Raw genomic sequence first — 12,475 nt, forward strand, 5'->3', positions numbered from 1 at the left:
CGTACCGCAACGGACGCCCGCCTCAGGCGTTCGCAGTCGGCCGCCGGATCGCCACGTAACGCGCCTGCATTTCGGTCGCCGTGCTGCCATCAGGCAACGCGATGCGCGCAGTGAGTGCGACGCGTGCACGGCCGCGTTCGCGCAGCGTGCGCGCGAATGTCGACCAGTCGCCGGCCTCGTCGAGCGTGGCCTCGGCTTCGAGATCGCCGAGCAGCGGCGCGCGGTAGCGGACTGTGGAATCGGCCACGTAGACCTCGGCATCGAGACCGGCCTGTTCCACGCGCAGCGTCACCAGACCCCAGGCCGCGAGCGTCATCACCGACACCAGACTGCCGCCGAATGCGGAGCCCTTGTCGTTGACGTGCGAGGACAGCGGCGCGTGCAGGCGCAGGGAATCGCCGTCGTAACCGGCAACGGACACGTCCATCGCCGCGACGGGCGGCATCGAACCGTAATAAGCCTCGAGGGCGCGGAGCGAATCATCGAGCGTCATGCGGAATCCTGTGGGGGTGCGGTCGTCCGGCTTGCGCCGCAACACCGCAGCCACCAAGCTTGGCGCATGCATGCCGCGCCGGCTTTCCCGCATCTGGCGGGATATTACGTCATCTCGCTACGGCCGGCCGGTGCACATTCAGGCCTGCGCCGCGAAGCCGCACGTCTCGGCGCGCGCACGTTCGCGCTGTCGCCGTGGCGCATCGCGCATCTCGACGACGCCGGTACGCGCGATGCATTGCGACACGCACTCGCCGCTGATGTCGTGATCTTCACAAGTCCGCCGTCGGTCGCTGCGGCCTCCATGCTGCAGACACTCGTCGCGTGCGACACGCAATCTTGGCTCGCCGTTGGCGCAGGGACGGCAACCGCACTCGAACGTGCCGGCATCGTCGGCGTTCGTGCACCCGCGCGCATGGACAGCGAAGGTTTGCTGTCACTGCCGGAGCTGGCGGACGTGCAAGGTCGCAGCGTCGGACTGGTCACCGCACCGGGCGGACGCGGCGTGATCGCGCAGACGCTTTCCGATGCAGGCGCGGATCTGCGCCGCGCCGATGTCTACGCACGCGTGCCGACACCACCATCGCCGACGCGTATCGCCAGGTTGATGGCATTGCCCGCGCCGTGGCTGCTACCGCTGAGCAGTGGCGAGGCGCTGCAGCGCACATTTGACACGCTGCCGCCCGAGGCAGTCGCGCGTCTGCGCGAGGCGCGCGTGCTCGCCGCCAGCGCGCGACTTGCCGATCTCGCCCGGGACGCCGGATTCGCGCGGATCGAACAGGCGACGGATGCGCGTCCGGCCTCATTGCTGGCGGCAGCCTCACCGGATCACCCAGCCAGCTGAATGGACGCGCGGACCCGCGACGGGGCCGTCACGACGGGCTCTGGCACCGTAGCGATCTATCCCCTGCGCCATCCGGAATTCCGCCATGTCCTTGCTCCGAGCCCTGCTGGTCTGGATCGTCATCGCCCTTCTCGGCGCGCTGGCCGCGCAACTGCTGATGTCGGGCGATCCCGGCTACGTGCTGGTCCGCCGCGGTGGCGTCGACTACACGACGACGGTCATCAATGCGATCGCTATGCTGCTCGGCGCGATGGTCGTGGTCTGGCTGCTGGTCACGTTGATCCTGCTGCCGTTCCGCAGCTGGGGCCGCTACCGCGAGACCAAGGCGCAGAGCCGCGTCGGCGAGGGTCTCGATGCGCTGCATCAGGGTCATTACGCCCGTGCCGAAAAGCTGCTGGCGCAGTCCGCCGACGAGAACCCGCATTACGAGCCCGCCGCACGCATCGCCGCGACCCAGGCCGCGATCGGACGCGGCGACGATGCCGGCGCGCGTGCCCATCTCGACAAGTTCGGTGATCGCCATCCGGCGACGCGCGCCATCGCGCTGGCCGAACTCGCACTGCTCGACGAACGCCCGATCGATGCGCTGACCGCGCTCGATACGCCGGCCGCGCAGCCGCTGCCGCCGCGTGGTCTGGCGCTACGCGCCGATGCCTGGGCGATGACCGGCCATGCCGCCGAAGCCTATGGCCTGCTCGGCGCACTGCGTCGCCAGAACGCGTTGCCGGAAGCGCAGCTCGAACTCCGCGAGATCCGCTGGGCCGCCGCGTCGCTGCACGAAGCGGCCGATGCCAACGTGCTGGCCGAGCGCTGGGAAGCACTGCCCAAGCACATCCGCACAGAGACGCCGGTGGTGCTGGCGTACGCCGATCGCGCGGTCGCGCTGGGCTGGAACCACGCCGCGCTCAAGAGTCTCGAAACTTCGCTTGATGCGCGTTGGGACGAGCGTGTCGCTGCGCGCTACGCATCGTTAGAGGTCGGCGATCCCGCGCATCGCCAGTCGCGCATGGAGCGTTGGCTCAACGCGCATCCGTCGAGCCCCGGCGTGATGCTCGGCCTCGCGCGCCTGCATCACATGCAACGCGACTGGCCGAACTCGCGCGACTACCTGCAGCGCGCGATCGACCAGGGCGCCGGCAGCGATGCATGGGTGCAGATGGGCGACGCGTACGCCGCCGAAGGCGACGATCGCAACGCACGCCTGTGCTACGCGAACGCCCTGCGCGCCGCCCGCAACGAACCGGTGGTCGCGCTTCCGCCGGCAACGCCGCTCGCAGCGCACGACGATCTGATCGAACCCGAGACGCGTGATGCGCACGGCCTGCCGTACGTGCACGGAGACGCAGCGCCGCATCCGACGGATCGATTCTGATCTCGGACGTGTCTGGCACTCGCTGCGACGGCGAGCGCGGATGACACCTCTGCCTTCAAGAAAACGCGTGCCCCGGACCTGATCCGGGGTGAACGGGCGACGCGCCCCGGGTGAGCGCGAGCTCTTCAGCAACTGGTTTTGACGCGCCGTCTCGACGACCCGAGGCGGCTCCGATCAAGGCAGGTGCGCTGGCAACAGATCAGCGAGCAGGCGTTGAAAGTGGACGTTGTCCACGACGCTGACAGCGCTCCGCAGAGCGCCGCCAACCTTCAACGCATCGAGCGGTGCACCGCCACTGCGCCATCGATCGCCTGATCCAGCGTGATCTCCGCCGCACGCCCACGCCCGTTGCTCGCCAGCGTGACCGTGACCGGCCCGACGATGACCTGCGGACCCACGGGGCCAAGCGGCGCGTTGCCATCGAGCAGCGCATCGGGAATCGCGACGAAGCCACCCAGCGCGGCCACGCGCGGATCCTCGACATACATGCCGGCGCGCTGCATGTCATGCGCGGTCAGCGGTTCGTTGTCGACGATGACGATCGCGCCGATCGCCGCGCCGTCGTCGGGGGCACGCCAGGCGCAGCTGATGCCGTAGCTCTCGGGCGTGTCCTGCCGGGTGCCGGCGTCGTCGACGGCCTCGAGACCGTCGACCAGGCCGCCGAGCGCCGACGCCAGATGCGGACAGTTCGGCAAGGCATCGCGCGGTGGCGGCGCGGAGACCAGCTGCGGACCGGACGCGGTCGGCGGCTGCGGTGCTTCTGCTTCGTTCTTGTCGCACGCGGCGAACGCGCACACGGCGACGGCGAGCAGGACGAGGCGGCCCGAAGTACGGAACACGGACATGACGACGCTCCCTGCGATCAGCGTTCGAGGATCGCGACGACGCCCATGCCGCCGGCGGTGCAGATCGAGATCAGCGCGCGGCCACCGCCGCGTTCTTTCAGCTGCTTCGCGGCCGTGGCGACGACGCGCGCACCGGTCGCCGCGAACGGATGACCCGCCGCGAGCGACGAGCCGACCGGATTGAGTTTCGCCGGATCGATACGGCCGAGCGGCGCGTCGAGACCGAGGCGCGTGCGGCAGTAGTCCTCGCTCTCCCAGGCGCGCAGCGTGCACAGCACCTGCGCAGCGAACGCCTCGTGGATTTCGTAGATGTCGAAATCCTGCAGCGTGAGGTTGTTGCGCGCGAGCATTTCGGCGACCGCAACGGTCGGCGCCATCAGCAGGCCTTCGCCGTGCACGAAATCGACCGCCGACACGTGTGCGTCGCGGATGTGGCACAGCACTTCATGCCCGTGCGTCGCGGCCCATTCGTCGCTGGCCAGCAGACACGCGGAGGCGCCATCGGTCAGCGGCGTGGAATTCGCGGCGGTCAGCGTGCCGCGGCCGGAGACCTTGTCGAACGCCGGCTTCAGCGTCGCCAGCTTCGCCAGCGACGTGTCGGGACGCAGGATGTTGTCGCGCGAGACGCCGCGGAAACTCACCACCAGATCGTCGAAGAAGCCGCGCTCGTAGGCGGCGGCCAGCTTGTGGTGCGAGGCGACGGCGAGTTCGTCCTGCGAATCACGCGCGATGTTCCACTCCTTCGCCATGTCCTCGCAGTGCTCGCCCATCGACTTGCCGGTGCGCGGCTCGGCAACGCCCGGGAAATCGGGCTTGAGCTCGCGCAGGCGGAAGCCCTTGAACGCGGCCAGCTTGTCCTTCGGCGTCTTCGCCGCATTCGCAGCCAGCAGACGGCGACGCAGCGCGCGGCCGTAAACGATCGGCACGTCCGACGTGGTGTCCGAACCGCCACCGATGCCCGACTCGATCTGGCCGGCGGCGATCTTGTTGCCGATCGTGATGATCGAATCCAGCGACGTGCCGCAGGCACGCTGCAGGGTGATGCCCGGCGTCAGCGGCGACAGGCCCGACGACAGCGCGGCCTCGCGGCCCAGATTCCAGTCGCTGGAATGCTTGATCACCGCGCCCATCGCGACTTCGCCGAGCTGCTGGCCGTGCAGGCCGAACTTCTCGACCAGGGCCCCGAGCGTGCGCACCGACATCCCGAGATTTCCGACGTCCGCATAGGCGGTGTTCTGGCGGCAGAACGGAATACGAACGCCGCCGAGCACGGCGACGGGACGACCTAGCAGCATCGGAATGACCTCGACAGGACCTGCGTGAGACTGTCCCTGACACGGGACGGGCATAATGTGAACGAGTGTATCGCTGAGCATGTGCACGGCCAATGACCGCAGATCCCGACATTTCCCGACAAATTCCCGTCCCACAGGTACTTGGCGTGCTCGCCCTCGAGCTGAGCGACGACTCCACGCCCGCGCGCGGCGCGCTTGGCCAGCAGGCCGCGGGCGAACTCGCCAAGCTGCTCGGCCGCGACCTCGGCGCGCTGGTGCCGGGCGTGCGCGACCTCGACCTGTCGTTCGCCGCTGCCCACTTCGACCCCGCCGAACTGCTGCGTCCAGGCTGGCCGGTGCACCGCCGCCTCGACGAGCTGCGCGTGCGCGCGCCGCAGGCCGGACAGGGCCCGCGCATCATCGCCTTCGGTGCCGACGCCAGCGGCGCCGTGCCGCTGCCGTTCCAGTCCGATCCGCAACTCGCGGGCGGCCGCCTGCGCGTGCTGCCGTATCTGTTCGTCGGCGAACCCGCGGCGACCGAAGCCGTCGCGGCGCACATGGAATCGATGCTGCTCGACCTCGGCATGGCCCAGGCCGACACCGCCCTGTGCGCGCAGGAGGCCTTCGGCGCGCGCATCGAACACGCGCGCTATCTCACGCTGCACGACCTGCTGGCGATGACCGCGCTGCAGTACCGCAACCAGGGCCTTGACCCGCTGTGGGACGTGCTGGAAACCGCACTGCTCGCACCCGAATCCGAGGCGTGGCTCGACGCACCGCCGGAGCCGCTGCTGCGGCATGTCGATGGCGAAGTGCGGATCGCGATGCTCGCGCCCGACGACTGGCGCCGCCGGTGTGCGGCGGGCGAGTCGGACGACGACCGGCTGGCGAAGGGATTCGCGATGTACGAGGCACGGCAACGTCAGTTGTCCGCGGTGCTGCAGGCGCACGGCGTGCCGGTGGTGTTCGTGCACGTGGCGCCGGGGCAGGATCCGGCGGGGGCGTTGCGCTGAGGCTGGGTTCGGGGTCGAGCGCTCGTTGCTGTACCGGGTCTCTCTGATGAGCGGGATGGTGGTAAGGCCCCAGCCCTCACCCGACGCGCGATGCGCGCCGGCCTCTCCCAAAGGGAGAGGCGCTTGGGTCGCCTGCGTCTGGTTGCGCGTCGACACTCACGCGCTGCTTCGAGCCCCTCTCCCTCGGGGAGAGGGGTTGGGGTGAGGGCCGACGACGCCGCGAGCCTGAAACCTGTTCGATGGGTTTCGCTGCGCTCTACCCATCCTTCGAATCAGATTCAAAGGGAACGCCCCGCCCTCACCAGACGCGCAATGCGCGTGGCCTCTCCCTGAGGGAGAGGCGTCGAGTTCCCCAGTGTTCGGTTGCGCGTTGACCTTTGATTGAGCGCGGTGCTTCAAGCCCCTATCCCTGAGAGAGGGTCGGGGTGCGGGCCGACGACGCCGCGGCATCCGACGCGCGACGACCCAAAAGAAAACGCCCGCCTCCTGTAGCAGGAGACGGGCGCCGGATCTTTCTTTACGCGGCAGTCGCGCCAGCGCTTAGCCCGCCTGGATCACACCGCACGCCAGACGATCGCCGGCATTGCCGGTTGGCTGCGTTGCGTAGTCGTCGGCGTCCTTGTGGACGATCACACCCTTGCCGACGATGTCGTCCGCGCCACCGCCGCCGATGGTCGCGCCTTCCAGCCAGCCGCTGACCTGGGCGGTGCCGTCGGTACCGGCGGTGATGTTGTCGCTGTCGCCGGCGTGATGTGCACCCTGGCCGACGCGGCCATGTTCGGTGGCGCCCGGGTTGAAGTGGCCGCCGGCGCTGCTGCCGTCCGGTGCGCTGCAATCGCCGGTCTCGTGCACGTGGAAACCATGCGTGCCGCCGGCGGGTAGGCCGGTGACGGTGCCGGTGACTTCGATGCGACCGTTGACCACGGCGAAGCGCAGTTCGCCTGCGGTCTGGTTGCCGGCGGTCGGCTGGAGCGCGGCCATGGCGGTCGCAGCGGCCATCGTGTCCGGCGCAGGCGCTGCCGCGGGTGGCGTCGCGGCGGCGGTTTCAGCGGCGCGGTCGGCTTCGGCCGCGGCGTTGTCGCCGGTGTTCGCGTTGTCGGCACCGCCGCCGCAGGCGGCCAGCGCGAGGGCCAGCGCGGCGGGGATCGGCATCAGGAATGTGTGGGTGCGCATGGAGCTCTCCTCGAATCGGGTGGGGCGCGGCGGGCGCGCGATGACGCAGCGGCCAGCATCCCCGCGGCCGGGTCTGGGCCGCGTGAGTGCGCCGCGGATGCTTACTGGACCTGGACGGTGCCGCATGCGACGCGGGCGCTGATCGCGCCGGGGGTCGCACCGAGAATCAGCAGCGCGCGGCCGACGATGTCGTTGGCAGCGCCGCCGCCGAGCACGGCGCCGGGCAGCAGCAGATCGAGTGTGGCGACGCCGCTGCCGTTGGCGACGATGCGGCCGCGTTCGCCGGAATCCGGTTGTCGCGACGGGACGCCCGACTGCGCGTCGAATTCGGGACCGGCGCTGATCGCATCGACCGCGCTGCAGTCGCCGCGCGTGTGCAGGCGCAGGTTGTGGGTGCCGTTGCGGACCAGGCCACCGACCTCGCCACGCACGCGCACACCGCCGACATCGGGCGACAGCACCACGCGGCCGCTGACCAGCGAACCGGAGGCGGACGCGAGATTGGCGATCGCGCCCTGCGCGGTGCCGGTGCTGGCGATCGCGGTGACGGCGGATGGCGCGGTCTGCGCGGCGGGACGGGGCGCGCTGGCGCAGCCGGCGAGCAGAATCGCGGCGGCGGCCGCGAGCATCGGAAGTCGGGTCGTGCTGTTCATGGCGGCCACCTTAGCCCGCGCGCACGGCGCGTCGATGAAGGGCATTCAACTGCGACGCCGGCGCGCGCCGAGTTTGCGGGTCAGCGTGTTGCGGCCGACGCCCAGACGCGTGGCGGCCTCGGCGCGGCGGCCACTGGTGTGCACCAGCGCGGTTTCCAGCAACGCGCGATCCAGACGCTCACGCGCCTGCGCATGGATGTCGTCGTCACCGGCGCGCAGCCGCGTATCGGCCCACGCGCGCAGGGCGTCGTCCCAATCGCCTGCCGCCACCGGTTCTGTCGCGTCCGGCAACGATGTGCTGGCGGTCAGCAGGCCGTCGAGGTCCTGCGGCGTGACCAGATCGGCCGGCGCCAATGCAGCCAGACGCCAGCACAGGTTCTGCAGTTCGCGGACGTTGCCCGGCCACGCGTGTTCGCGCAGGCGCTGCAACGCCGCTCGGCCGAGCCGTTTGGGCGGCGCGTCGAGTTTTTCGGCTGCGGCCTGCAGGAAACGTTCGGCGAGCTGGCCGACATCCTCGCGGCGATCGCGCAGCGGCGGCAGCTTCAGGCGCACGACATCGAGGCGGTGCAGCAGGTCGGCGCGGAAGCGGCCTTCGGCGACCAGACGCTCTAGGTCCTGATGCGTCGCCGCGATCACGCGCACGTCGACGCGGATCAACTCGCGTCCACCGACGCGGAAGAATTCGTCCTCGGCCAGCACGCGCAGCAGGCGCGTCTGCAGCGAAGCCGGCATGTCGCCGATCTCGTCGAGGAACAGCGTGCCGCCATCGGCCTGTTCGAAGCGGCCGATGTAGCGCCGCGACGCACCGGTGAACGCGCCGGCCTCGTGGCCGAACAGTTCGCTCTCCAGCAGCTCGGCCGGAATGGCCGCGGTGTTGAGTGCGACGAACGGTTTGCGCGCGCGCGGCGATTCGCGGTGCAGCGCGCGTGCGACGAGCTCCTTGCCGGTGCCGGTTTCGCCGGTGACGAGCACCGACACCGGCGCCTGCGCGAGGCGGCCGATCGCGCGGAACAGCTGGCGCATTTCGGCGGTGTCGCCGACCAGCGCATCGCTGTCGCCGGTCGGCTGCGGGGCGTCGTAGGGCGCGGTGTCGTGGTCGCCGAGCACGCGGGCAGCGAGTGCGACGGCCTCGTCGAGATCGAAGGGCTTGGACAGGAACTCGTGCGCGCCGCCGCGGAACGCACCGGCGGTGCTGGCGACGTCGGTGTAGGCCGACATCACCACGACCGGCAGCTGCGGATGTTGCTGCTTCAGGCCATCGAGCAGTTGCAGGCCCGAATCGCCGGGCATGCGCACGTCGGTGAACAGCATGTCCGGCGGCGGCCGCTTGGCCAGCGCATCGCGAACGGCCTGCGCGCTGTCGAAACCGGACACGTCGTAACCGGCTTCGCTGAGCGCGGTAGCCAGCACGAAACGGACGGAGCGGTCGTCATCGACGACCCAGATGCGCGGGGCGGGCGTACTCATGCGGCGGGCTCCGGCGCGGTGATGGCGGCTGCATCGGGCGCGTCGTCTTCGACAGGAAACGGCAGCTGCAAAGTGAAAACGGTATGCCCGGTGCGCGAGCGGTAGACCAGCGCGCCACGGTGTTCGCGCGCGACCTGCTGCGCCATCGCCAGGCCCAGGCCGCTGCCGTCGGGACGCCCGGACACCAGCGGCAGGAAGATCTGCTCGACCATGTCGTCCGGCACGCCGCGGCCGTCGTCGACGACTTCCAGCCGCAGCACCATCGCATGCACTTCGTCGCCGATGCGCACGCCGAGCGCGGCGCGGGTGCGCAGGGTGATATTGGCGGCGCCGGCCTGGATGGCGTTGCGCACGAGATTCCAGATCGCCTGGGTGAGACGGTCGGGATCACCGGACAACTCGGGCAAGCTCGGGTCGTAATCGCGCAGCATGCGCACCGCCCAGCCGGCGTCGGCTTCGGCGAGGCGCAGCACCTGTTCGAGCACGCCGTGGATGTTGAGCGCGCGGTGCGGCGTCGGCGAACGCGGCGACAGCAACTGGTCGACCAGCGTGCCGAGACGCGCGACTTCGGTGTCGACGAGAGCGACGAGCTCGCGTGATTCACCATCGCTGACGCGCCGGGCCAGCAACTGCGCGGCGCCCTTGAGGCCGGCCAGCGGATTGCGCAGTTCGTGGGCGAGACCACGCAAGGCCGCCGACAGCGCCAGCGGCATCGCGAGCGTCGGATCGGCGCCCGGGAATTCATCGACCGGATGCGCTTCGAGCAATAGCCCGCCATCGGCCTCGCGCGACAGCCAGGCATCGGCGAAGCGCGGCTCGCCGCCGAGGAAGGCCAGCACCAGCCGGCGCACGCGCATCGGGCCGTCAGCCGGATCGCTGGGCGTGCGCAGGGCCAATCGCAGCACCTCGCCATCGACCTCCAGCGCCGCCAGCGGCTGATCGATCAGGCGCTTGCGCCCGACCCCGAGCCAGCGCGCGAAGGCGACATTGCAGGTGCGGATGCGCCCATCGGCGTCGGCCCAGACCAGCGGCGTGACCAGTGCATCGAAGGGTTGCGGCGGTGGGGTTTCGTCGGCCATTGCACCAATGTAGTGCATTGGGGTGGGTGTCGACAGGCTTGCGGTGCACGTTCGATTAAGCCCTCCCCGCGCGCGGGGGAGGGCTCTAGCGGAAAGGTCGCCGCGCCGAAGATCGGCCGCAGAGCTCAGCCCTCCTCGCTGCGCCCACCGCGCCGATCCGGAAACCGCAGCACCACGCCGCGCGGTTCTTCCGTCGGCCGTTCCCACAGCACCGGCACGTCGTGCGGCGCGGGCGGCTCGAAGGTGTCGCGGCGTTCGAGTTCGGCGCGCGCGGCTTCTTCCTCTTCGATCTCCCAGCTGTAGCGCCGGCGCGGCGGGACGGGATCGGCGTAGCGGAACCAGAACGCGGCCAGCACGCCGCCGATCGCGCCGCCCATGTGCGACTGCCAGGACACGCCGGGCTCCTGCGGCAGGATCGTCAGCAGCATGCCGCCGTAGAACAGGAAGGCGATCATGCCGGCGGCGATCGACGGCCGGTCGCGGCGCAACAGGCCCAGCACGAACACCAGGAACATCAGGCCGTGGGTCACGCCACTGGCGCCGAGATGGTGCGAGCCGGGCGTGCCCATCAACCAGGCGCCGAGGCCCGAGCCCAGCCACATCAGCGGCAGGCCGCGCAGCGTGGCGCGCGGATAGACCACCAGCGCCAGCGAGCCGAGCAGCAGCAATGCGCTGGCATTGGCGATCAGATGTTCCGGCGAGCCGTGCAGCAGCGGTGCGGTCAGCAGACCGAGCAGACCACTCCACTCGCCGGGCTTCACCGCGAGGAAGCGCCAGTCGATCGCCGCCTGCACGCCGAACACGATGCACAGCAGCAACACGAACAGCACGCTCGCCTTCAGCGCGTTGGACAGGCGGCGCTTGTCGCGTGCGCGCTGGAGTTCGGAATCGGGGATGTCGTCGGGACTGTCGAGATGCATGTGTCCCAGCATGGCGACGGATCGCGCGGTTGCAAGCCGACGTGACGCGCGTCGCTTTTCACGTTGCGCACGACACGTGGCCCGCATCCACACGCTACCGTATCGCCCGGCCCCGCCCCGGGGCGGCTGACGGAGCGCGTGTCGACGTGGATGCCTGGCACGTCACATTGCTGTCGATGTTCGTGCTGCTGGCGGTTTCGCTGGCGGCGATGACGTGGCTGGTGCTGCGCGAGCAGCGCATCCGCGAGCGTGCCGGCCTGCGCGAATGGACGGTCGGGCTCGCACTGCAGACGCTGTCCTGGCCGCTCTTCGCTGTGCCCGCCTCGGTACTCGGCGGCACGGTGCAGGCGATCGCGTGCGCGCTGCTGGTCGCCGGCTATGCGGCGATGCTGCGTGCGCTGTTGCGCAGCCTGCCGTCGACACCTGCGCGCACGTCGTGGTCGTGGGCGGTGGTCTATCTACCGGCGCTGGTGTTGCTGCTGGCACTGCTGGTGCCCGGCCAGGCGCCCGAAAAACGCATCGCGATGTTCTGGACCGCCGCGCTGCTGACGGTGCTGCTGTCGGTGCGCGCGCCGCTGCGCCGCAGCGGGCGGCGGCCATGGCCGGAACGCGCTCTGGTGGTGCTGTTCGTCGGCGCGGCGCTGGTCTGTCTCTATCGCCTCGCCGAGCAGGGCTGGAACCCGCAGTCCGGCCCGACCTTCGGCGCCGGCATCACGCCCGGGCAGCAGCTGGCGCTCGCGTATTTCCTGGTGGCGCCGGTGTTCGCGACGTTCGCGTTCCTGCTGCTGCAACTCGAACGCCAGCAGCGCTGGCTCGAAGGCCTCGCGGCCGAAGACGCGCTGACCGGCATCCACAACCGGCGTGCGTTCTTCGAACTCGCGCAGCGGCGCCTCGCGCGTGCGCACGACACCGGTCTGGCCGCGTTGCTGATGATCGATGTCGACGGCTTCAAGGCCGTCAACGACGCCCACGGGCACGCCGCCGGCGACGGTGTATTGGCGAGCGTCGCCGCGCGTCTGCGGGCCGCGATGCGCGAGGGCGAAGTCGTCGGCCGCTTCGGCGGCGACGAGTTCTGCATGCTGCTGACCGGTGGCGGCATCGGCGATGCGGCCGAGCGCGCAGACCGTCTGCGCGCGCAGGTCGCCGCGTATCCGCCGGTGGTCGACGGCGTGGCCACGGCGGTGACGCTGTCGATCGGCATCGCCCATGTGCGCGAGGGCCGGGAGCCGGACCTCGACGCACTGCTGGCGATGGCCGATCGCCGGCTCTATCTGGCCAAGCGCGCGGGCCGCAACCGCGTCATCGATCGCGATGTCGAAGTCGCCCTGCCCGCGCCGGCCTGA

Annotated in this window: 11 protein-coding genes and 1 pseudogene; 4 read left to right on the forward strand and 8 right to left on the reverse strand. The window is 70.3% G+C overall.

All coding sequences use genetic code 11. The features are described 5' to 3' along the window. Positions 1 to 22 precede the first annotated feature (22 nt). A complete protein-coding gene (locus LU699_RS07780; protein ID WP_232136357.1) occupies positions 23 to 493 on the reverse strand; it encodes a YiiD C-terminal domain-containing protein in 471 nt (156 codons plus the stop codon). 66 nt (positions 494 to 559) lie between these two features. Between LU699_RS07780 and LU699_RS07785 the strand changes: the two genes are divergently transcribed. Both LU699_RS07785 and LU699_RS07790 read left to right on the forward strand, forming a co-directional pair. Next, positions 560 to 1,336: a uroporphyrinogen-III synthase gene (locus LU699_RS07785; protein WP_232136358.1), complete on the forward strand. Its 777-nt coding sequence runs from the start codon at positions 560 to 562 to the stop codon at positions 1,334 to 1,336. Positions 1,337 to 1,421: 85 nt separating this feature from the next. Continuing rightward, positions 1,422 to 2,708, forward strand: a complete 1,287-nt coding sequence (locus tag LU699_RS07790) for a heme biosynthesis HemY N-terminal domain-containing protein (RefSeq protein ID WP_232136359.1) — start codon at positions 1,422 to 1,424, stop codon at positions 2,706 to 2,708. 269 nt (positions 2,709 to 2,977) lie between these two features. Here LU699_RS07790 and LU699_RS07795 read toward each other — a convergent pair whose 3' ends face one another. Both LU699_RS07795 and LU699_RS07800 read right to left on the reverse strand, forming a co-directional pair. Beyond that, positions 2,978 to 3,553 (reverse strand): hypothetical protein, encoded by a 576-nt coding sequence (locus tag LU699_RS07795; RefSeq protein WP_232136360.1) that lies wholly within the window; start codon positions 3,551 to 3,553, stop codon positions 2,978 to 2,980. Positions 3,554 to 3,570: 17 nt separating this feature from the next. Continuing rightward, positions 3,571 to 4,848 carry an acetyl-CoA C-acetyltransferase gene (locus LU699_RS07800; RefSeq protein WP_232136361.1) on the reverse strand — a complete coding sequence of 426 codons (1,278 nt, stop codon included), beginning with the start codon at positions 4,846 to 4,848 and terminating at the stop codon, positions 3,571 to 3,573. 92 nt (positions 4,849 to 4,940) lie between these two features. Here LU699_RS07800 and LU699_RS07805 point away from each other — a divergent pair. Beyond that, positions 4,941 to 5,658: pseudogene (locus LU699_RS07805) on the forward strand (hypothetical protein); the annotation flags it as partial. Positions 5,659 to 6,380: 722 nt separating this feature from the next. On the opposite strand, the gene LU699_RS07810 reads toward LU699_RS07805, so the two are convergent. The 5 genes from LU699_RS07810 to LU699_RS07830 all read right to left on the reverse strand — a co-directional run bounded on the left by LU699_RS07810 (position 6,381) and on the right by LU699_RS07830 (position 11,144). Then, positions 6,381 to 7,013, reverse strand: a complete 633-nt coding sequence (locus tag LU699_RS07810) for a superoxide dismutase family protein (RefSeq protein ID WP_232136363.1) — start codon at positions 7,011 to 7,013, stop codon at positions 6,381 to 6,383. A gap of 101 nt (positions 7,014 to 7,114) precedes the next feature. Further along, positions 7,115 to 7,666: a superoxide dismutase family protein gene (locus LU699_RS07815; protein WP_232136365.1), complete on the reverse strand. Its 552-nt coding sequence runs from the start codon at positions 7,664 to 7,666 to the stop codon at positions 7,115 to 7,117. 45 nt (positions 7,667 to 7,711) lie between these two features. Continuing rightward, a complete protein-coding gene (ntrC, locus tag LU699_RS07820; RefSeq protein ID WP_232136366.1) occupies positions 7,712 to 9,133 on the reverse strand; it encodes a nitrogen regulation protein NR(I) in 1,422 nt (473 codons plus the stop codon). Continuing rightward, positions 9,130 to 10,212 (reverse strand): two-component system sensor histidine kinase NtrB, encoded by a 1,083-nt coding sequence (locus LU699_RS07825; protein WP_232136368.1) that lies wholly within the window; start codon positions 10,210 to 10,212, stop codon positions 9,130 to 9,132. The genes ntrC and LU699_RS07825 overlap by 4 nt, the downstream gene beginning before the upstream one ends. A 125-nt stretch (positions 10,213 to 10,337) precedes the next feature. After that, positions 10,338 to 11,144 carry a rhomboid family intramembrane serine protease gene (locus LU699_RS07830; RefSeq protein ID WP_232136369.1) on the reverse strand — a complete coding sequence of 269 codons (807 nt, stop codon included), beginning with the start codon at positions 11,142 to 11,144 and terminating at the stop codon, positions 10,338 to 10,340. A 134-nt stretch (positions 11,145 to 11,278) separates the two neighbouring features. Between LU699_RS07830 and LU699_RS07835 the strand changes: the two genes are divergently transcribed. Continuing rightward, positions 11,279 to 12,475 carry a GGDEF domain-containing protein gene (locus LU699_RS07835; RefSeq protein WP_232136370.1) on the forward strand — a complete coding sequence of 399 codons (1,197 nt, stop codon included), beginning with the start codon at positions 11,279 to 11,281 and terminating at the stop codon, positions 12,473 to 12,475.

It is taken from the genome of Luteimonas fraxinea (assembly GCF_021233355.1).
In the GTDB taxonomy this organism is placed as follows: Bacteria; Pseudomonadota; Gammaproteobacteria; order Xanthomonadales; family Xanthomonadaceae; genus Luteimonas; species Luteimonas fraxinea.

Coding starts and splice junctions, on each gene's coding strand:
- LU699_RS07780 (WP_232136357.1), bottom strand. CDS start 493: ATGACGCTCGATGATTCGCTCCGCGCCCTCGAGGCTTATTACGGTTCG.
- LU699_RS07785 (WP_232136358.1), top strand. CDS start 560: ATGCATGCCGCGCCGGCTTTCCCGCATCTGGCGGGATATTACGTCATC.
- LU699_RS07790 (WP_232136359.1), top strand. CDS start 1,422: ATGTCCTTGCTCCGAGCCCTGCTGGTCTGGATCGTCATCGCCCTTCTC.
- LU699_RS07795 (WP_232136360.1), bottom strand. CDS start 3,553: ATGTCCGTGTTCCGTACTTCGGGCCGCCTCGTCCTGCTCGCCGTCGCC.
- LU699_RS07800 (WP_232136361.1), bottom strand. CDS start 4,848: ATGCTGCTAGGTCGTCCCGTCGCCGTGCTCGGCGGCGTTCGTATTCCG.
- LU699_RS07810 (WP_232136363.1), bottom strand. CDS start 7,013: ATGCGCACCCACACATTCCTGATGCCGATCCCCGCCGCGCTGGCCCTC.
- LU699_RS07815 (WP_232136365.1), bottom strand. CDS start 7,666: ATGAACAGCACGACCCGACTTCCGATGCTCGCGGCCGCCGCCGCGATT.
- ntrC (WP_232136366.1), bottom strand. CDS start 9,133: ATGAGTACGCCCGCCCCGCGCATCTGGGTCGTCGATGACGACCGCTCC.
- LU699_RS07825 (WP_232136368.1), bottom strand. CDS start 10,212: ATGGCCGACGAAACCCCACCGCCGCAACCCTTCGATGCACTGGTCACG.
- LU699_RS07830 (WP_232136369.1), bottom strand. CDS start 11,144: ATGCTGGGACACATGCATCTCGACAGTCCCGACGACATCCCCGATTCC.